The 19,798-nt window shown below is 54.6% G+C and carries 18 protein-coding genes; 10 read left to right on the forward strand and 8 right to left on the reverse strand.

Annotation, left to right across the window (positions count from 1 at the left end; all coding sequences use genetic code 11):
- Positions 1 to 14: 14 nt before the first annotated feature.
- From ubiE to BLV48_RS13035, 7 genes are all read right to left on the reverse strand, one after another.
- Complete coding sequence (gene ubiE, locus BLV48_RS13005; protein WP_091827224.1) at positions 15 to 773, reverse strand: bifunctional demethylmenaquinone methyltransferase/2-methoxy-6-polyprenyl-1,4-benzoquinol methylase UbiE; 759 nt, start codon at positions 771 to 773, stop codon at positions 15 to 17.
- A gap of 79 nt (positions 774 to 852) precedes the next feature.
- Entirely contained in the window at positions 853 to 1,233 is a 381-nt protein-coding gene (locus tag BLV48_RS13010) for a gamma-butyrobetaine hydroxylase family protein (RefSeq protein ID WP_091827225.1), read from the reverse strand.
- Between the two features lie 58 nt (positions 1,234 to 1,291).
- Positions 1,292 to 2,629, reverse strand: coding sequence for an ATP-dependent protease ATPase subunit HslU (hslU, locus tag BLV48_RS13015; RefSeq protein WP_091827226.1), 1,338 nt, complete (start codon positions 2,627 to 2,629; stop codon positions 1,292 to 1,294).
- 2 nt (positions 2,630 to 2,631) lie between these two features.
- Positions 2,632 to 3,171, reverse strand: coding sequence for an ATP-dependent protease subunit HslV (gene hslV, locus BLV48_RS13020; RefSeq protein ID WP_091827227.1), 540 nt, complete (start codon positions 3,169 to 3,171; stop codon positions 2,632 to 2,634).
- A 77-nt stretch (positions 3,172 to 3,248) separates the two neighbouring features.
- On the reverse strand, positions 3,249 to 3,878 hold the full coding sequence (locus BLV48_RS13025; RefSeq protein ID WP_091827228.1) for an SPOR domain-containing protein: 630 nt from the start codon (positions 3,876 to 3,878) through the stop codon (positions 3,249 to 3,251).
- 2 nt (positions 3,879 to 3,880) lie between these two features.
- Positions 3,881 to 5,638, reverse strand: coding sequence for an arginine--tRNA ligase (gene argS / locus BLV48_RS13030; RefSeq protein ID WP_091827229.1), 1,758 nt, complete (start codon positions 5,636 to 5,638; stop codon positions 3,881 to 3,883).
- A gap of 81 nt (positions 5,639 to 5,719) precedes the next feature.
- A complete protein-coding gene (locus BLV48_RS13035; RefSeq protein ID WP_422730699.1) occupies positions 5,720 to 7,918 on the reverse strand; it encodes a primosomal protein N' in 2,199 nt (732 codons plus the stop codon).
- Positions 7,919 to 8,174: 256 nt separating this feature from the next.
- On the opposite strand from BLV48_RS13035, the gene rpmE reads away from it, so the two are divergent.
- From rpmE to BLV48_RS13050, 3 genes are all read left to right on the forward strand, one after another.
- Positions 8,175 to 8,390 carry a 50S ribosomal protein L31 gene (rpmE, locus tag BLV48_RS13040; protein WP_091827249.1) on the forward strand — a complete coding sequence of 72 codons (216 nt, stop codon included), beginning with the start codon at positions 8,175 to 8,177 and terminating at the stop codon, positions 8,388 to 8,390.
- Positions 8,374 to 9,177 carry a thermonuclease family protein gene (locus BLV48_RS13045; protein ID WP_175527673.1) on the forward strand — a complete coding sequence of 268 codons (804 nt, stop codon included), beginning with the start codon at positions 8,374 to 8,376 and terminating at the stop codon, positions 9,175 to 9,177. Before rpmE ends, BLV48_RS13045 begins: the two co-directional genes overlap by 17 nt.
- A gap of 99 nt (positions 9,178 to 9,276) precedes the next feature.
- A complete protein-coding gene (locus tag BLV48_RS13050) occupies positions 9,277 to 10,539 on the forward strand; it encodes a malic enzyme-like NAD(P)-binding protein (RefSeq protein ID WP_091827232.1) in 1,263 nt (420 codons plus the stop codon).
- A gap of 70 nt (positions 10,540 to 10,609) precedes the next feature.
- On the opposite strand, the gene BLV48_RS13055 is transcribed toward BLV48_RS13050, so the two are convergent.
- The gene (locus BLV48_RS13055) at positions 10,610 to 13,060 is read right to left on the reverse strand and encodes a penicillin-binding protein 1A (RefSeq protein WP_091827233.1); all 2,451 of its coding nucleotides are present in this window, start codon (positions 13,058 to 13,060) and stop codon (positions 10,610 to 10,612) included.
- A 157-nt stretch (positions 13,061 to 13,217) separates the two neighbouring features.
- On the opposite strand from BLV48_RS13055, the gene pilM reads away from it, so the two are divergent.
- From pilM to aroB, 7 genes are read left to right on the forward strand one after another with little or no spacing between them, the layout of a single operon-like run.
- Positions 13,218 to 14,279 carry a type IV pilus assembly protein PilM gene (gene pilM / locus BLV48_RS13060; RefSeq protein WP_091827234.1) on the forward strand — a complete coding sequence of 354 codons (1,062 nt, stop codon included), beginning with the start codon at positions 13,218 to 13,220 and terminating at the stop codon, positions 14,277 to 14,279.
- A 17-nt stretch (positions 14,280 to 14,296) separates the two neighbouring features.
- A complete protein-coding gene (locus BLV48_RS13065; RefSeq protein WP_091827235.1) occupies positions 14,297 to 14,848 on the forward strand; it encodes a PilN domain-containing protein in 552 nt (183 codons plus the stop codon).
- Positions 14,845 to 15,453, forward strand: a complete 609-nt coding sequence (locus BLV48_RS13070; protein WP_302847904.1) for a type IV pilus inner membrane component PilO — start codon at positions 14,845 to 14,847, stop codon at positions 15,451 to 15,453. Before BLV48_RS13065 ends, BLV48_RS13070 begins: the two co-directional genes overlap by 4 nt.
- Positions 15,437 to 15,994, forward strand: coding sequence for a pilus assembly protein PilP (locus tag BLV48_RS13075; protein WP_091827236.1), 558 nt, complete (start codon positions 15,437 to 15,439; stop codon positions 15,992 to 15,994). The genes BLV48_RS13070 and BLV48_RS13075 overlap by 17 nt, the downstream gene beginning before the upstream one ends.
- 5 nt (positions 15,995 to 15,999) lie before the next feature.
- Positions 16,000 to 18,126, forward strand: a complete 2,127-nt coding sequence (locus BLV48_RS13080; protein ID WP_254775042.1) for a type IV pilus secretin PilQ — start codon at positions 16,000 to 16,002, stop codon at positions 18,124 to 18,126.
- Between the two features lie 18 nt (positions 18,127 to 18,144).
- The gene (gene aroK, locus BLV48_RS13085) at positions 18,145 to 18,669 is read left to right on the forward strand and encodes a shikimate kinase AroK (RefSeq protein ID WP_302847905.1); all 525 of its coding nucleotides are present in this window, start codon (positions 18,145 to 18,147) and stop codon (positions 18,667 to 18,669) included.
- A gap of 27 nt (positions 18,670 to 18,696) precedes the next feature.
- A complete protein-coding gene (aroB, locus tag BLV48_RS13090; protein WP_091827238.1) occupies positions 18,697 to 19,788 on the forward strand; it encodes a 3-dehydroquinate synthase in 1,092 nt (363 codons plus the stop codon).
- Positions 19,789 to 19,798 lie beyond the last annotated feature (10 nt).

Here is a 19,798-nt window from a genome sequence, read left to right on the forward strand (position 1 = left end):
GCAGAGACCTCCGCTCAGGGCTTGATGCCGGTATGCAGCGCGACCACGCCGCCGGTCATGTTCTGGTAGCGACAGTTGACGAAGCCGGCCTGCTCCATCATCCCCTTGAGCGTTTCCTGATCTGGATGCTTGCGGATCGATTCGGCCAGGTAGCGGTAGCTGTCGGCATCACCCGCAACCACCTTGCCGATCTGCGGCAGGATGTTGAAGGAGTAAAAGTCATACAGTTTGGTAAAAGCCGGGTTATTGGTTTTGGAAAATTCCAGAATCATCAGCTTGCCGCCGGGTTTGAGGACCCGAAGCATGGAGGCGATCGCCGCATTCTGATCAGTCACGTTGCGCAGACCAAATGCGATGGTGATGACATCAAAGGTGTTGTCATCAAACGGCAGGCATTCGGCGTTGGCCTGAACATATTCCACATTACCGCCCACGCCTGAATTCAGCAGCTTGTCGCGGCCCACCTTCAGCATGGAATCATTGATGTCGGCCAGTACAACCTTGCCCTCATGGCCGACCATGCGGGCAAACTTGCGCGTCAAATCACCGGTGCCGCCGGCAATGTCCAGCACCTTGTGACCCCGGCGCACACCGCTCTGATCGATCGTGATGCGTTTCCATAGACGATGAACACCGCCGGACATCAGGTCATTCATCAGGTCATATTTGCCTGCAACCGAGTGAAATACATCGGCCACGCGTTTTACCTTCTCTTCAACGGGTACATCCTGGTAGCCGAAGTGAGTGGTCTTGTTCTCTTTCTGCTCTGACATGCTGTTCTGTCCGACGTTTACTCTGATGAGATCATTCTACTCCGCGTATCGGCGTTTGTCGCACGCCGCTGGCTGCCACTTAACCGCGTGCGATCAGGCCGTTGTTGCGTGAGGCACCGGCGGCCTTGAGCTGCTCCAGATAGCGCTGCCAGTAGTCAGCCTGATTATGGGCCAGATCATGCAGATATTCCCAGGTGTACAGCCCGGAGTCATGACCGTCATCAAACGTGATTTTCAGTGCATAGTTGCCAGCGGGCTCAACACCTTTGATACCCACATGTTTTTTGCCGGTCTGCAGTACGCCGTTGCCGATACCGTGACCTCGCACTTCGGCAGAGGGTGAGTGTACCCGCAAAAACTCGGCCGTGAGTTCAAAAGTACCATCGGCATAGACCAGCTCCAGGGTGCGTGATTTCAGGTGCAGGCGGATATCGGAGGGCAGGGGAACCTGTACGATCATGGTGGGGCTCCGGCAGACCGGGGCTCAGCAGCCCCGGTCGTGTCATTACAGATGGTTGTCAAAGGATATAGTGACTCAGGTCCTCATCCTGGCTGAGTTCACCAAGCTGCTCATTCACATACGCGGCATCGATCAGAACGGTTTCACCCGACTTGTCGGAGGCCATGTAGGACAGCTCATCCAGCAGGCGTTCCATCATGGTGTGCAGGCGGCGTGCACCGATGTTTTCGGTTTTCTCGTTGACCTGGAACGCCAGCTCTGCGATGCGTGCGATGCCGTCGTCGCGGAATTCGACACTGACCCCTTCGGTGGCCAGCAGCGCCTTGTACTGCTCGGTCAATGAGGCCTTGGGTTCGGTGAGAATGCGACGGAAGTCTTCGGGTGTCAGAGCATTCAGTTCGACGCGAATCGGCAGGCGGCCCTGCAGCTCGGGGATCAGATCTGACGGGCGTGCCAGATGGAAGGCGCCGGAGGCGATAAACAGAATATGGTCGGTTTTCACCATGCCGTATTTGGTGCTGACGGTGCAGCCCTCGATCAGCGGCAACAGGTCGCGCTGTACGCCTTCGCGGGAGACGTCACCACTGCCGTTGTCGGAGCGCTTGCATACCTTGTCGATCTCGTCGAGGAACACGATACCGTTCTGCTCCACCATTTCGACCGCTTTCTGCTTGGTCTCTTCTTCCTTGACCAGTGCCGCGGCTTCCTCGTCGGTGAGCAGTTTGAACGCTTCCTTGACCTTCAGGCGGCGGTTTTTTTTGCGCTCCTGCCCTAGGTTGGAAAACATGTTCTGCAGCTGGCTGGTCATCTCTTCCATGCCCGGAGGTGCCATGATCTCGACGCCCACCTGCGGCTGAGCCACTTCGACATCGATCTCTTTGTCATCCAACTGGCCTTCACGCAGTTTCTTGCGGAATACCTGGCGAGTGGCGCTGTCGGTCTTGCTCGGCTGCGGTTCGTCACCGAAACCGGTAGGGCGGGCTGGCGGCAGCAGGGCGTCCAGAATGCGTTCTTCAGCGGCTTCCTCAGCACGAAAGCGCACCTGTTCCATCGCCTGCTCGCGCACCATCTTGACGGCCATCTCGGTCAGGTCACGCACAATGGTTTCCACGTCACGGCCCACGTAGCCCACTTCGGTGAACTTGGTGGCTTCGACCTTGATGAACGGAGCGTTCGCCAGTTTGGCCAGGCGGCGGGCTATTTCAGTCTTGCCCACGCCGGTGGGGCCGATCATCAGGATATTTTTTGGCGTTACTTCCGGTCGCAGATCTTCATTCAGCTGCATGCGGCGCCAGCGGTTGCGCAGCGCGATGGCGACAGAGCGCTTGGCATCGTCCTGACCGATGATGTGGCGGTTAAGCTCATGCACGATCTCGCGCGGGGTCATGTTGGACATATTCACTTCTCCTCGCGGCTGTTGGCCAGGGTTTCGATGGTCAGGTTGTCATTGGTAAAGACACAGATGCCGGCTGCAATATGCAGACTTTTTTCCACGATTTCACGGGCACTCAAATCGGTGTTGTCCACCAGTGCACGGGCGGCAGCGAGGGCATAGTTGCCGCCGGAGCCGATGGCGATGACGCCGTCTTCCGGTTCGATCACGTCACCGTTGCCGGAGATCAGGTAGGTTTTTTCGTGATTGGCCACCAGCATCAGAGCTTCTAGCCGACGCAGAACCCGGTCGGAGCGCCATTCGCGCGCCAGATGAATTACGGCGTTGACAATATTGCCCTGGTGTTTGTCCAGTTGCTGCTCAAAAAGGTCGCGCAGGGTAATGGCATCGGCAGTGCCCCCGGCAAAGCCGGTGATGACCTTGTGCTTGGCCAGCATGTTGACCTTGCGTGCAGTGCCTTTCATGACGGTATTGCCAAGTGAGACCTGACCGTCACCGCCGACCACAACCTGATCGCCACGGCGTACTGATACTATCGTTGTCATAACAGAAAAAATCCTTCAGCCCGATAATTGAAAGAGATATGGATGCATGCGGGCGGATTTCAAGGGGGAAGCCCGGATCAGTCGATCCGGACTTCCATCGGGATGATGCTCAGCTTGCCGAGCCGATTGCTGGCCTGGTTCATGGCGGTACGGTTATCAAACGGCCCGATGCGTACTCGATACCAAGTACCGTTGCTGCCTTCGCTGCGGTCAGTACGTACACCCGGCAGGCCTTCAAGGATCAGCCGCGCCCGCATTCTCTCGGCATCGGCCGGGTCGCGGAAGGATCCTGCCTGCAGCAGATAGCGGTGCTCCATAACGGCGTCTTTGGGCGTTGACTTGTAGGCCTCGACCTTGGGTGCCACTATTTCTGCCTTGGGCAGCTTCTCGTAAAACTCGAAGCGGCTTTCCTTCGGCTCGACCACCGGCACCGGCTCGGATTTGACTGCCGGTTTGGCAGGGACTGGCTGAACCGCTTTGGCGGCCGGTTCTGTTGCCGGTGCGGCAGCGTCCGGAGGCGTATTCAGCAGGAAGTACAGCAGATAAGCCAGCCCGGCTACAACCGCCAGAGTAACCAGCGTCAGGCCCAAGGGCAGTCGCCGGGGTGGTGGCGGAGGAGGTGCACGCCGCGGTGCTGGCTGGCGTGCCGGCTTGCGACTGGCGCTGCTGCCGCTGCGACGCTTTTGGCCGTAGTCCTGTTTCGCCATGCTTACATCTGCTCCGGTGCAGATACACCCAGCAGCTTCAGGCCGTTGGCCAGCACTTGACGTACGGCAACGCTCAGCGTCAGGCGGGCGTTACGCAACTCGGTGTCATCGATGATCAGCTTGTGGCCGTTGTACCAGGTGTGGAAATCACCTGCCAGGTCGCGCAGGTAGTTGGCCAGCACATGCGGCTCGAAATTGAGTGCGGCGTGCTGAAGGGTTTCCGGGTACTTGCCCAGCTGCATTACCAAGTCCTTCTCGGTTTCACTCTCCAGCCGTTCCAATGCTTCAAGGCCGGCGGCCTGATCCCAGGCCATGCCTTCGCTTTCCAGCTTGCGCAGTACCGAGCAGACACGGGCGTGAGCGTACTGAATGTAGTACACCGGGTTGTCCTTGGACTCGGATTTGGCCAACTCCAGATCGAAATCCATGTGCTGATCGGCCTTGCGGGTCACATAGAAGAAGCGGCAGGCATCGTTACCCACTTCATTGCGCAGCTCGCGCAGGGTGACGAAGGAACCGGAGCGGGTGGACATCTGTACGCGCTCGCTGCCACGGTAGAGGATGGCGAATTGCACCAGTTTGACCACCAGCTTTTCGGGATCGTAGCCCAGCGCCTGAATGGCCGCCTTTACGCGGGTGATGTAGCCGTGATGATCGGCGCCCCAGATATTGACCACCTGGTCAAAGCCGCGCTCGAACTTGTTCATGTGGTAGGCGATGTCGGAGGCAAAGTAGGTGGTCTGACCATTCGCACGCTTGACCACGCGGTCCTTGTCGTCGCCGAAGTCAGTGGAACGGAACCAGAGGTTGCCCTCCTGCTCATACAGATAGCCCCTCGCTTCCAGTTGCTCCAGTGCACGCTCAACATCGCCGCTGTGGGTCAGAGATCGCTCGGAGAACCAGACCTGATAATCAACACCGAACTCTGACAGATCCTCACGAATATCACCCAGAATAGCGTCAAGACCGGCGTTGAAGACACGCTCGTAGTCATCAGCCAGCATCTGCTGGGCGCGCTCGATCAGGGCATCGATATGCAGTTCCTTGTCGCCACCGGCAGGTTCATCGGCAACGATGTCGAAGAACAGCTCGGCAACGGGGACATTGAAGCGGTCGCCATGTGCTTTCAACAGGTCATGGGCGATATCGCGGATGTAGAAGCCTTGATAGCCGTTGCTGGGGAAAGTCAGTTCCTGATCGTTCAGTTCCAGATATCGCAGCCAGACGCTGACCGCCAGGATGTTCATCTGGCGACCGGCATCGTTGACATAGTATTCGCGCTCAACCTCGATACCTGCCGCTTCCAGCAGATCGGCTACAGTGGCACCGTAGGCCGCGCCACGCCCATGGCCTACGTGCAGCGGGCCGGTTGGGTTGGCGGATACAAACTCCACCTGCATGCGCGGACCTGAGTCGGGAGTGCCACGACCGAACGCGTCGCCCTGCGCAAGGATGTCACCCACAACGGTGAAGATCGACGCCTGACTGACAAAAAAGTTTATGAACCCCGGGCCTGCAATCTCGGTTTTTTCGACATTGGAGGAGGTCGGCAGGGCGTCACAGATCTGCTGTGCCAGCTCTCGCGGGTTGCGTCGGGCGGGTTTAGCCAGAGTCAGGGCGATGTTGCTGGCAAAGTCACCGTGCGACTTGTCGCGGGTGTTCTCCACCTGAATGCTCGGAGCGATATCGGCCGGCAGGGTGCCGTCAGCTATCAGGGAGGCAAGTGCCGTTTCGATCAACTGGGCAATCTGTTCTTTCATTGGGGTACTCTGGCTGGATTCGAAGATCAGAATGATGCAATAAACCGAGTATTATACGGCCTCGCTGTGGTTAATTGCCAATCAGTAGCTGTCAATCGGATCAACGTCGATACTCCAGCGTACCCTGCGTGCCTCAGGGTGTGCCTGCATCAGCCCGGTCAGCAGTGGCAACGCATGCTGCAGTGCGGGACGGTGCGGGCTTTGCATCAGCATCTGGGCGCGGAACAGGCCGGCACGCTTTTCCATTACCGCGGGAAAAGGGCCGATGCACTGCACGCCCTGGGGCAGCAGCTGTTGCTGTTGAGCAAGTTCACGCAGGCTGATCAGAAAGCTCTCGGCCAACCCCTGTCGGTTGGCTTCTGCTCGGATCAGGGCGTGATGGGAAAAGGGTGGCAGGTATCCGGCATGCCGCAGCCGCAACTCCTCACTGGCAAAGGCTTCATAGCCAGCGTGTACCAGCGTATTAAGCATGGGATGCTCTGCATGCAGGGTTTGCAGCACTACTTCGCCCGGGTGATCGGCGCGACCGGCACGGCCGGCGACCTGCAGAATTAACTGGGCGGTTTTTTCCATGCCACGAAAGTCCGCGCTGAACAGACCCGCATCCGCATCCAGCACTGCTACCAGCGTTACCTTGGGGAAATGATGCCCTTTGGCCAGCATCTGGGTGCCCACGAGAATACAGGGCTCGCCCTGATGTACCTGTTGCATGATTCGCTCCAGCGCGTGCTTGCGCTGAGTGCTGTCGCGATCAACCCGTAATACGGGGGTGTCGGGGAAGTGTACCTGCAGGCGGTCTTCTACCCTTTCGGTTCCGCTGCCGGCGGGTCGCAGCTGGCTGCTGCCGCACTGAGCGCAGGCGCGTGGAATGGGGGTTTGGCGGTCACAATGGTGACAATGCAGGTGAGGGGGCTGACGGTGCAGGGTCATGCGCGCATCGCAGCGGGTACAGTCGACCGGAGTACCACAGTCATGACAGATCAACGCCGGTGAAAAGCCGCGTCGGTTCAGGAACAGCAACACCTGGGTGCCCTGTTCGAGGTGTGATCGGATCTGGCTGATCAGCGCTGCCGAGAGGCCAGCGTCCAGCGTCTGCTGTCGAATGTCCAGCAGTTTGAATACGGGAGGGGTGGCATTGCCGGCACGACGTGTCAGGTGTAGATGCTGGTAGCGACCACTGCGTGTATTCTGCAGACTTTCCAGTGACGGAGTGGCGCTGCCCAGTACAACGGGGATCTTGAGCTGGTTAGCACGGAAAATCGCCAGGTCGCGGGCATGGTAGCGAAAGCCGTCCTGCTGCTTGAACGAGCTGTCATGCTCTTCGTCCACAATGATCAGGCCGGGACGGCTCAGGGGCGTGAAAATGGCTGAGCGCGTACCGATCAGAATGCGGGCGCTGCCTTCGCGTGCCCAAAGCCAGGCATCCAGGCGCTGGCGGTCGGTCATGCCGGAGTGCAGTGCCAGTACAGGCACCCGAAAACGCGCCTTGAAACGGGACAGTGTCTGTGGCGTCAGGCCGATCTCCGGCACCAGTACCAGTGCCTGCTGGCCGCGTTCAAGGCAAGATTGAATCGCCTGCAGATAGACCTCGGTCTTGCCTGAGCCGGTGACGCCCTCAAGCAACAGAGGGCTGAAACCCCGTGCCGCTCGAATGGCCTCAACCGCCTGTGCCTGCTCATCATGCAGCGTCAGGGGCGCTTCACGGATAACCCCGTCGGTGAGGTCAGCATGCGGCAGGTCCGGGTGATGTTCAAATGATTGTGCGAGTCCCTTCTGCTGCAGCGATTTGAGCAGTGCCGGATCACCGCCCTCGGCACGCAGAGCATCTGCGCTGATGCCACCGGGATGTTCCAACAGCAGTTGCAGCAGCTCTCGCTGGCGGAACGCGCGCGCAGTGATGGCCTCCAGTGTTGCATCAGGTGCGGTGTGCCACAGTGTCTGGTGCGCAAAACGTGCAGGTTGGCCCTGGCGCAGCAGTACCGGCAGGGCCTGTTGCAGCGCATCGCCAAGAGGGTGTTGATAGTAGCTGGCTGCCCAGCGTGTCAGAGCAAACAGATCATCACTGAATACAGGAGTCTGGTCCAGAACCTCGCTGACCGGCTTGAGTTTGTCGAGAGGGAATTCACTGGTGGTCTCGATCGAGACCAGAATGCCGATGGCCTCGCGCCGGCCAAAGGGGACCCGTACTCGGCAGCCTGGCTGAGCGGGGGGCTCATTCAGGGGCTGTCGGTAGTCGAACAGCCGGTGCAGAGGTGTTGGAATGGCGACGCGGTAGATCAAGATCTTGGTCCTGTCAGTGAAGGGTGTCGGTCGGCAATGCTATGGCCCCGAGTCTAGGGCTTTTGAGCGTTACAGGGAATGGTTGAACGGCATGCTCGAATTGGCTTGCTCGCAGTGGGTGGGCTGCGTATAATTTCGCGCCTTAACTGTAAGCATCGCGGTGCTCTTGTATTGGAGTGCTGACTATTAAATGTGCGGTGCCTGGCGTCAATGAATACGACCGGGTGGCGGCACGCCAATTTTATCGAGGTTCAAGATGAAAGCTGGTATCCATCCGGAATACAACGAAGTTACCATCACCTGCTCTTGTGGCAACGTGATGAACACCCGCTCTACCATGGGTCAGGACATGCTGGTCGACGTGTGCAGCCAGTGCCACCCGTTCTACACCGGCAAGCAGAAGGAAGCGACTTCCGGCGGCCGTGTTGACCGCTTCAAGAAGCGTTTCGGTGGTCGTGGCTTCAAGTCTTAATCGACTGCGCCAGCGTACATCAAAAAAGGCACTCCAGACGGGTGCCTTTTTTGTATCCGCGTTTTGGCTTTTGTTGTCTCCTGCGGTTTGGGCGCAATGCCCGCTGCTGCCGGGTGGTTTTGATGCTGAAGTCGTGCATGTGTACGACGGGGATACGGTTCGCCTGAAGTCAGGGCAGCGGGTGCGTCTTATCGGTATTGATACCCCTGAGGTCGGGCATGACGGGCGCCCTGATCAGCCCGGTGCACGTGAGGCCGGCCGTTGGCTGGAGCGGCGTGTAAAGGGTCAGCAGGTCTATCTTCTGCCCGGAGCAGAGCGTCATGATCGCTATGGCCGGCTACTTGCCCACCTTTATTGGCGTGATGAGCTGATAGCAGAAAAAATGCTGCAGCAGGGGCTGGGCTTTGCTTTGGCGGTGGGTGCCAATACCCGTCTTGCCAATTGTCTTTTCAGCGCAGAAACGCCTGCACGCGTTGCATCTGAAGGTGTGTGGCAGCGCGCGCCTCGTACCGCAATGGAAATTGATAAACCCGGTTTTGCACTGGTTATTGGGCGTATCAGCCGAATCACTCAAACACGAACCGGCTACTACATCGATTTGGATGATCACCTGGCTCTGTTTCTGCCGGAAAAGCTTGGGGTGGATCATGCGCGAATGCAGGTGGGTGACCGGATCGAAGCCCGTGGCTGGGTGCAGGATCGCCTGCAGCGGCAGAATCGGCTGAGTCATGGCCAGCAGCGCTGGCTGCTCAGAATTACCGCAGACCAGCACCTTCAGGCCAACTGAAGTCTATATTTGCATCGCCTAAAGTGCGGTTGTTGTCTATATGGCTTTTATATATGATGCAAGACCGTCTATTTACAACCTTAGTTGGAAACAGCAACCATGTCTCAAGATTTTAAACAAGCCGCCCTCGATTACCACGAGTTCCCTCGTCCGGGTAAGATCAGTGTAGAGCTTACCACCTCCGCTGAGACTTCCCGCGACCTTTCTCTGGCCTACTCCCCGGGTGTGGCCGAGCCTGTGCGTGAAATCGCGAAGGACCCTGATGCGGCTTACCGTTACACCGCCAAAGGCAACCTGGTTGCTGTTATTTCCAACGGTTCCGCCATTCTGGGGCTGGGTGATCTGGGACCTTTGGCCTCTAAGCCGGTCATGGAAGGCAAGGCGCTGCTGTTCAAGCGTTTTGCCGGTATTGACTCCATCGATATCGAAGTCGATGCGGAAAGCCCGCAGGCGTTCATCGATACTGTTGCGCGCATTGCCGAAACCTTCGGTGGCATCAACCTTGAAGACATCAAGGCGCCAGAGTGCTTCGAGATCGAGCGCGTATTGATCGAGCGCTGCAAGATTCCGGTTTTCCACGATGACCAGCACGGTACAGCGATCGTAACCGCTGCCGGCATGATCAACGCACTGGAGCTGGCCGGCAAGAAGCTGGCGGATGCGCAGATCGTGTGTCTGGGTGCCGGTGCTGCTGCCAGTGCCTGCATGAAGCTGCTGATCAATATGGGTGCCAAGGTCGAAAATATCTACATGATTGACCGTAAGGGTGTTATCCACTCGGGTCGTAATGATCTTACTCCTGAAAAGGCCGCTTTCGCGACCGAGACCGACAAGCGCACGCTGGAAGATGCCGTCACCGGCGCTGACGTATTTGTAGGCCTGTCTGGTCCGGACCTGTTATCACCGGAAAACCTGCTGAAGATGGCGGATAACCCGATCGTCTTCGCCTGTGCCAACCCGGATCCTGAAATCAAGCCGGATCTGGCACGCGCGACTCGCTCTGATGTGATCATGGCTACCGGTCGCTCCGACTACCCGAACCAGGTGAACAACGTGCTGGGCTTCCCGTTCATCTTCCGTGGCGCGCTGGACGTTCGTGCAACTGCCATCAACGAAGAGATGAAAGCGGCAGCCGTGCGTGCGCTGGCTGATCTGGCCAAGCAGCCGGTTCCGCAGGAAGTGCTGAATGCCTACAACCTTATGGAGATGGGATTCGGTCGTGAGTATATCCTGCCGAAGGCGACTGACCCGCGTCTGCTGGGTGCAATCTCCAGTGCGGTTGCCCAGGCCGCTGTCGACACAGGTGTTGCGCGTCTGCCGATGCCCTCGCACTACCCGATTCAGAGCGTGAAAGACATCTGATCACGGATTGAATACGGACATAAAAAAACCGCCAGTAGGCGGTTTTTTTATGTCCAATGCAGGCGTTGTTCTAATAGCCGAAGATGGCCTCGGTCGGTGGTGCCTGCATCTGCTGCTCAGGGCTGCGGGCTGTCTCTGAGGGAACATCTTCGGTGCGGAAGTATTCGCCAATGGCATTGTCCTGACCGGGCCAGGCACGCAGGCCGCTGGCCGGGTCTATGGCGATGCGTACAACGCCTTCGGGTGCCGCGGGAGGGCGGTCAGGCAGCCCGGCAAGTGCCTCTTCCATATAGTCGATCCAGATCGGCAGGGCAGTACTGCTGCCGTACTCGCCTCGCCCAAGAGGAGATGGCTGGTCAAAGCCAACCCAAACTGTTGTTACCAGGTCGGGGCTAAAACCGCTGAACCAGGTGTCCTTTTGCTCATTGGTAGTACCGGTTTTGCCTGCTAGGTCTGAGCGTTCCAGGACGCGAGCTCGCGTGCCAGTGCCACGTGTAATTACGTCGCGCATCACATCGTAGATCAGAAATGCATTGCGCTCGCTGATGACGCGAGGTGCAACAGGTGTGGGTGCGTTTGTAGAGCCCTGTGATGCTGCAGCAGGCATTGGCTCGGAGGTATCGGTCAAAACCGCTGTTGCAGTTGTGGCTTCGATGTTGGGTGCATCACAGTTGTGGCATACCGTTACGGGATTGGCCTGCTCCAGCACTTCGCCTTCGGCATTCTCGATTCTATCGATCAGATAGGGCTCTACCAGATAGCCGCCATTGGCAATGGCAGCATAACCGCGTGCAATCTGCAATGGAGTGGCGCTGGCGCTGCCAAGCGAGAGTGAGAGGTTGGCAGGCAGTTTATCGGGCTCGAAGCCGAACCTGAGCATGTATTCACGGGCCTGTTCGATACCCAGTGCGCGCATGATGCGAATCGATACCAGGTTGCGTGATCGGTACAGGGCTTCGCGCAGGCGCATGGGGCCGTTGAACTCGCCATTGTCATTTTCAGGGCGCCAGTTGCCTTCAAGGCTTACATCGTGAAACACGATAGGGGCATCATTGATGATGGAGGCGGGTGTGAAGCCGTTCTCAAGCGCAGCGGTATACAAGAAGGGCTTGATGCTGGAGCCTGGCTGGCGGTAGGCCTGAGTCGCGCGATTGAACTTGTTGTGATAGAAGCTGAAGCCGCCAACCAGTGAGCGTATGGCGCCATCCTGAGGGTTCAGGGCGACCAGAGCGCCTTGAACCTGCGGCATTTGGGTCAGGCGCAACGTGCCGTCGGTATCGGGCATCACGCGGATGATATCGCCTGCCGAAAGTACGTCGGTTGCCTTTTGGGGAGCCGGCCCGGTCCAGTGTACGCTGCGGAAAGGGCGTGCCCATTTGATGCCGTCCCATTTCAGTTCGGCCGGCTCGCCGCTACCCAGCAGCAGTTGAGCGGAGTTGTTCGTCACGGACTTGACCAATGCTGGCTCCAGGCCAGCAAAGGTGGGGTATTGGCGCAGCTGGTTGAGCTGGTCAGCTTCACTGCTGAGGCTGTCTAGATCCAGGCTGGCTTCAGCACCATGGTAGCCGTGACGATCGGTGTAGGCGAGGAGTCCCCGTCGCAGAGCATCAGTCGCTTCCTGTTGCTGGTGACTGTACACCGTTGTCCAGACGCGGTAGCCATCGGTATACAGTGCTTCGCCATACCGCTCAAACAGTTGCTGGCGTACCATCTCGGCAATATAGGGGGCATCAAGCTCGATATCGCTGCGGTGGTAGCGTGCATTGTCCACAAAGGCGATGGCTTCGGCGTGTCGTGTGCTGTCAATGTAGCCCAGCTCAAGCATTCGTCCCAGAATCCAGTCACGTCGGGTGGTTGCACGAGTAGAGTTGGTGATCGGGTTGAACGCGGAGGGAGCCTTGGGAAGGCCGGCAATCATGGCAAGCTGGGCCAAATTGAGCTGATCGATGCTTGAACCATAGTAGGTGTTGGCGGCTGCTTCGATGCCGTAGGTGCGGTGTCCCAGATAAATCTGGTTTACATAAAGTTCCATGATCTCCTGCTTGCTGAGCTTCGTTTCGATCTGCAGGGCCAATAGAATTTCGATAAACTTTCGTTTGAATGTCTGTTCGCGCGTGAGGAAGAAGTTTTTCGCCACCTGCATGGTGATGGTAGAGCCACCACTCTGTATGGAGCCTGTCGATGCCAGCTGGAAGGCGGCTCGGCTCAGGCCTTTGATGTCGATACCGAAGTGCTCGAAAAACCGTGCATCTTCAGCCGCCTGGAGGGCGTAAACAAAGTCGGTCGGAATCTGCTCGTAGCTGACAGGTACGCGTTTCTTCTCGCCGAATTCAGCGATCAGCTTGTCGTCTGCGGAGAAAATGCGCAACGGCGTTTGAAACTTTACGTCGCGTAAAGTTTGCACATCAGGCAATTGCGGACTGAAATAGTAGTAGACTCCAGCCAGTGTGGCAGCGCCAAGAAAGACGCCGATCAGAGACAGAGTTAGGGTCCATTTGAACAACCGGCTTAAAATTCGCATGCTAACCTTAAAAAAATGCGGTAAAAAAATAGAGCTGGGTCATTATATAGGTGTATGCCAGCTGGTCTACAGTAAACGGACAGTTTAAATTGTGCCCGAATCAGGCTACATTGTTGGCATTCGCAGGACTTCACCTGATTGATACAAGGAAAACGTCGTGCTCAGTATCTTCAAAAAAAAGGTTGCAGGTTGGGTTGGGGTGGATATTGGGTCCTCCTCTGTCAAGCTGGTCGCACTCACGAAACATGGACAGTCATATCAAATTGAAGGCTATGCGATAGTCTCATTGCCCCCAGCTTCTGTCGTTGATGGGAATGTTGAAGTGGTGGCGGATGTTTCAGATGCCATTGAAAGGGCTGTAAAACTTTGTGGCGTCAAGTTAAGTCATGCTGTCACGTCTGTTCCTGCTTCGGCTGTCATCACAAAGAAAATAGAGGTTAGCAAAGCTTTCTCTGGCCTCGAGCTTGAAGATCAGGTGAGAGTTGAGGCTGATCAGTTCATCCCCTACCCGCTCAACGAGGTCGCTTTGGATTTTGAAGCAACCGGAGATGCAGATAACTCTCCGGGGCTGCAGGAAGTCCTTTTGGTGGCGTGCCGCAAAAAAGATGTCGACAGTAGGGAAGATGCTATCAGCGGTGCAGGCTTGTCATGCGAAATTGTTGATATCGATACTTATGCAGTCGAGCGTGTCCTGCCATTTCTGGAGTCGACCCCCGCTGATGGCCAGATTACGGGTGTTATTGATATCGGAGCGGCAACTCTTACACTCAATGTGTTTCGCGGCGACAGGATTATCTATAACCGCGAGCAAGCGTTTGGTGGCAATGATTTGGTTAACCTGATACATCAAGTAAAAGGTCTTGGCCTTACCGAGGTTGAAAGGCTCTTGGCTACTGATGAGTTGGATCAGGAATCCAAGGAGTCTCTCATTGAGCCGTTCAAGTCTACAGTGGCACAGCAGGTATCCAGAGCCTTGCAGTTTTTCTATTCCTCTGGGGCAAGAGCCGGCCAGATCGGCAAGCTGTATTTGGCGGGAGGGACTTCACGTATTGAGTCGCTTGCCGAGGCTGTTGAGCAGGAAACCGGTTTGCCAACGAGGGTTGCTAATCCCTTTGAACAAATGGGGATCGTTTCCAAAGTTAATCCTTTGCGTTTGGAGAAAGACGCGCCTAGGCTCTTCAAGGCGTGTGGCTTGGCTCTGAGAAGCTTCGACGTTTAGCAACATAGGGACTTTGTATGGCGAAGATCAATCTGAGACCTTGGCGCGAGGAGCGCAATGAGAGGTTGCAGAAAAATTTTATTGGTAACCTGGTTGGATCTGGGTTGCTTGGCGTTCTTATGTTGGTTGCCTCTGCTCAATACTATGACATGCAGATCAGTCGCCAAGAGGCTCGTAATGCCTACATGAGTTCGGAAATTGCTGTCCTTGATCAAAAAATTAAGGAAATCCAGCAGCTAAGGGCAAAACGAGAGAGGCTTTTGGAGCGGTTGAATGTCATTCAGCAGCTTCAAGGTAACCGGCCTGTTATCGTGCGCAGTTTTGATGAGCTTGTCCGTGTGCTGCCTGATGATATCCACTATTCATCTCTATCCAGAGCTGGCGAAACAATCAATATCAAGGGGGAAGCCAAGGATAACAGCAATGTTTCCGATTTGATGCGTAGTCTTGACCAATCAATATGGTTCAAGGAACCGGATCTTAGTAAGGTTGATAACCTGGAAGGCACCATGAGGTTTGATATGAAGGCTGCTATGACCCGTCCCAATGCAGAGGAGGCAGGCAGGTGAGCTTTGATATGATCAAATCAGCTTTTGAAGGCTTTGATCCCAACGATGTTGATTTCAAAAAGGCGGGTAACTGGCCTATTGGGGTTAAGGTTCTTGCGTATTTTTTACCTGTGTTAATTGTCATGTTTGCCGGCTACTACTTCATTTTGAAGGATAAGCATGCGGAAGTTGAAAGCTTGCAGGCAAAAGAGTTCAGTCTGAAAGACGAATATCGAACAAAGGCTTTCCAGGTTGCCAGTCTTGAGGCGTTACGAAAGCAAATGGCCGATGTTGAAGGAAGATTTGCGGAGCTTCTCAGGCAGCTCCCAACACAAAAAGAAGTGCCAGGCCTGCTTGAAGATATCACTGAGATTGGGGAGTTGGCTGGTTTGAGGTTTGATTTAATAGAGCTTCAGCCCGAGAAGCGTGAGCAGTTTTACGTTGAACTACCCATCAAGGTGATCGTTCAGGGTAATTACCACCAGATGGCTGAGTTCGTCAGCGGGGTTGCAGCAATCAAACGTATTGTCACCCTGCATGATTTTACGTTGAGCCCCATGGAAGATACTGGCTCTTTGAGCATGGAAATTAGTGCGAAGACATACCGTTATGATGATAAGAACTGAAGTGCTTAAAATGGCGCGTTTCTGTCCGTTATTGCTGGTTGTGCTTGCCTCTGGGTGTGTATGGGTTGAAGGGACTGATGACCTTAAGCAGTACACCGAAGAACAAAAAGCAAAGCCCAGCGGGCGCATTGAGCCGTTGCCTGAGTTCAAGGCTTATGAAAGCTTTGTGTATGAAGGCAGTAGTTTGAGAGACCCTTTCAAGCCTCTTGCTCAAATCAGTGCTAATGACATTGAGTATGAAGATCAGGATGCACTGAAGCCTGATATGGAACGAGACAGAGAGTATCTTGAAACATTCTCTTTGGATGTGCTGGACATGGTAGGAACCATCACACATACAGGCGATACGGGTATTTGGGCCTTGATCAAGGATCCAAATGCTGAAGTCCACCAGGTGAGCGTCGGTGATTACTTGGGCAATGATTATGGGCAAATAGTTTCCGTGAGTGAGCGAAAGCTGGATTTGGTGGAAATTATCTCTAATGGGCGTGGGGGGTGGATGAAGCGTCCCCGTACACTGAGTCTTGAAGTGCAGGATTGATAAGGATGCAGACCGTGAATACATATAGACGGACCGAAACCGACCGGATGCTATCCGGATTCCAGACCCGTATCTGGCTCCTGTTGAGTGTGCTTGTACTGGTTCTTGTTGGCCGCACAGCTTTGGCCCAGGGCGCCGCGCTTAAGGATGCCTCTTTTGTCTCTTTGCCCGGCAGTAAAATTGAAGTAAGGCTTGACTTCGATGTTGCGCCTCCTGTGCCAAAGGCCTACATGATTGAAAACCCTCCACGTCTCGTGATGGATTTATGGGGTGCTCAAAATGGCATGGATACCAAAACGCTTTCAGTTAAGTCCGGCGATGTAGATGGTTTACATTTTGCCGAGTCTGGCGGTCGTCTTCGGATTGTTACGAGTCTTACCGGCTCAGCCGGTTACAAAACGTATAGTGAAAATAACAGCCTGTTTATTGAGATTGGTGGTCAGCCTGCCGACAGTGTAGTTGGTCAGATCTCTGCGTCTGATACTTCTGCTGGAGTCCCTCAGCAAGGGCCAAGGATGCCTGCCACAGAAGATGACCGTACGCGAGTGCGTGGAATCGACTTTCACCGCCTTGAGGGTGATCGGGGAAGAGTAACAATTGATTTGAGTGACTCTCAGGCGGGTCTCGATATTGTTGAAGAAGGAAATAACGTCGTTGTAAATCTATTGGGGGCGGGGCTTTCCAATGCATTGGAGCAACGTTTGGATGTTCAAGACTTTGCTACACCGGTTCTTTTTATAGACTCGATGGTGCGAGGTGAAAATGCCACTATTCTGATTAAACCTTCAGCCGAGCCTTATGACTATATGGCTTACCAAAGTGGTAATCAGTTGGTATTGGACTTCAAGCCTTTAACACGCCAGGAACAGGAGAATCAGCGTGATCTGTTCCCGTACACGGGGGAGAAGATCGACCTGAACTTCCAGAATGTAGAAATACGTACTGTATTGCAGATCATAGCGGAAGTGGCTGATAAAAATCTTGTGGTCAGTGATAATGTACAAGGTACAATTACCTTGCGACTAAAAAATGTCCCTTGGGATCAGGCCTTAGATATTGTCCTTAAAACCAAAGGGCTGGATAAGCGCGAAGCGGGAAATGTTTTGTTGGTAGGAACTGTTGATGAGATAGCTGCTCGAGAAACAGTTGAGATGCAAAGCCAGCAGCAAGAGCAGGAGCTTGCACCACTGGTAACCGATTTCATTCAAATTGACTACCGCAAAGCTTCTGACATAAAAGAACGCGTCATTGAAGCCAAGCTTTTGTCAGAACGCGGTTTTGTCATGGCAGATGATGAAACAAACACTCTTATGGTACGTGAGACAGCAAAGCAGGTACGTGAAATAAGAGATACCATCAAACGCTTTGATGTTGAAGTCGAGCAGATCATGGTACAGGCGCGACTTGTTACTGCAGAAGTTAAGGATACCAAGGAGCTTGGCATACGTTGGGGTGCCGGGGTTTTGACTGGTGGTGATAACCATGAACTCAAGATTAGTGGTTCTCCCAATGCTCCATCAACTCCTTATGTGGATACATCAGATAGAATTCCAGGCAATTTGATGGTTGATATGGGGGTAACACCACAGTCATCAATCGCATTTGGCTTTATCAATAATTCACTACTGTTGTCGGCAGAGTTGTCCGCACTTCAAACTGATAATAAAGTGGATATTCTGTCGCAACCTAAAGTGATGACGACAAATGGCAAAAAAGCCATTATCCAGGCGGGGCAAGAGATTCCAATTCAGAAAATTGAGGATGGAACTGTCTCAATCGAATATAAAGATGTTGTGCTGAAGCTTGAAGTGACGCCGCAAATAATACCAGGAGACAAAATCTCTCTGGAGATACTGATTAACAAGGATTCGTTGGGTGGGACTCTCTTTGAAAATATTATAATCAACAAGCAAGAGCTATCGACAACAGTGGTTGTTGGCGACGGCGAAACACTTGTGTTGGGTGGAATATTGGAGACTGAAACACGTAACAATACATCCAAAACTCCTTTGCTTGGTGATTTGCCTGTGGTTGGCGGGTTGTTCCGCAGTCGCTCAAATGATGCAGAAAAACGTGAGTTGCTTATCTTTATCACACCAAATATGATTCGTGAGTCTCTCACCAGACGATAAGAACAGAGCTGTAAAAATTTGAACGTTTTCCTTATTGGCCCTATGGGTGCTGGCAAAAGCACCATAGGGCGTTTGCTTTCTCAAGAGCTTGGGCTGGAATTTCACGATTCTGACCGTGAAATAGAGACGCGCTCCGGAACCAATATCCCGTGGATTTTCGATGTCGAAGGCGAAGAGGGCTTTCGTCAACGTGAAGAAACTGCCATTGATGAACTGACCCAGTTAGATGACATCATTCTGGCAACCGGTGGTGGTGCTGTCTTGCGTGAAGCTAACCGACGGAACCTGCAAAGCAGAGGCACTGTCGTTTACTTGCAGACATCAATTGAGCAGCAACTGGAACGTACTGCAAAAGACCGCAATCGTCCTCTTCTGCAGACAGAAAACCCGCGAGCTGTACTGGAGCAACTGATTGAAAAGCGTGACCCGCTTTACAGGGACTGCTGCGATCTGTTGATTCGTACTGATCGACGTCACCCACGTGGCGTGGTAAATGATATTATTCGTTTCCTGAAGCGACAGCAGCCGCTGAAAAAAATCTGATTCACTCTGTTTCCGGAGACTGTTCTCATGCAGACATTGACGGTCGATCTTGGCGTCCGCAGTTATCCCATTTTTATCGGCCAGGGTCTATTGCAGCAAAACCTGCTGCTACCGTATGTCAAAGGCCGCCAGGTGATGGTGGTCAGCAATGAGACTGTTGCTCCGCTGTATCTTGACACGTTATTGCAGCAGTTTCCGGGTAAACAGGTGGATAGCGTAATTCTGCCGGATGGTGAAGCATACAAGGATCTGCAGCATGTCAATCTGATCTTTGATGCGTTGCTCGAAAAGCGGCATAACCGAACAACTACACTGGTTGCGTTGGGCGGTGGTGTTGTGGGTGACATGACCGGTTTTGCGGCGGCAAGTTACCAGCGAGGCGTGAATTTTATCCAGGTGCCTACGACATTGCTGTCGCAGGTCGACTCGTCTGTTGGTGGCAAGACAGGCGTAAATCATCCACTTGGCAAAAACATGATCGGAGCTTTTCATCAGCCTCAGGCTGTGTTGGCGGCGACAGATGTACTCGGCAGTCTACCGGAGCGTGAACTGTCTGCCGGTCTGGCGGAAGTGATCAAGTACGGTTTGATTCATGATGCCAAATTTCTCGATTGGCTGGAGTCCGCCATGCCGGCGCTGCGAGCACGTGATCCTGAAGCGCTCGCGTATGCCATCTATCGCTCATGTGAAATCAAGGCCGAGATTGTAGCGCAGGATGAGCGAGAGTCAGGTATCAGGGCGCTGCTGAATCTTGGCCACACCTTCGGCCATGCCATCGAAACCGATCAAGGGTACGGTAACTGGTTACACGGTGAAGCGGTAGGGGCCGGGATGCTGATGGCCGCCAACCTTTCAGCTCGCGAGGGTTGGATAGGCGAAGCAGAGCTTACCCGTGTCGAACGCCTTCTGATAGCGGCAGGGTTGCCTGTCGCACCACCCGAAACGATGAGCTGTGAGCGATTTATAGAGCTGATGGCGGTGGACAAAAAGGTGATTGATGGAAACTTGCGTCTTGTTCTGTTGCAGCAGCTTGGACAGGGTGTCGTAACGGCTGACTTTGCTGCGAACAAACTTGAACAAACTCTGATCTGTGGCCAGTCACTGGGGCGGATCGGATAACAGGACAGGA

The organism is Marinobacterium iners DSM 11526 (assembly GCF_900107855.1).
GTDB lineage: Bacteria > Pseudomonadota > Gammaproteobacteria > Pseudomonadales > Balneatricaceae > Marinobacterium > Marinobacterium iners.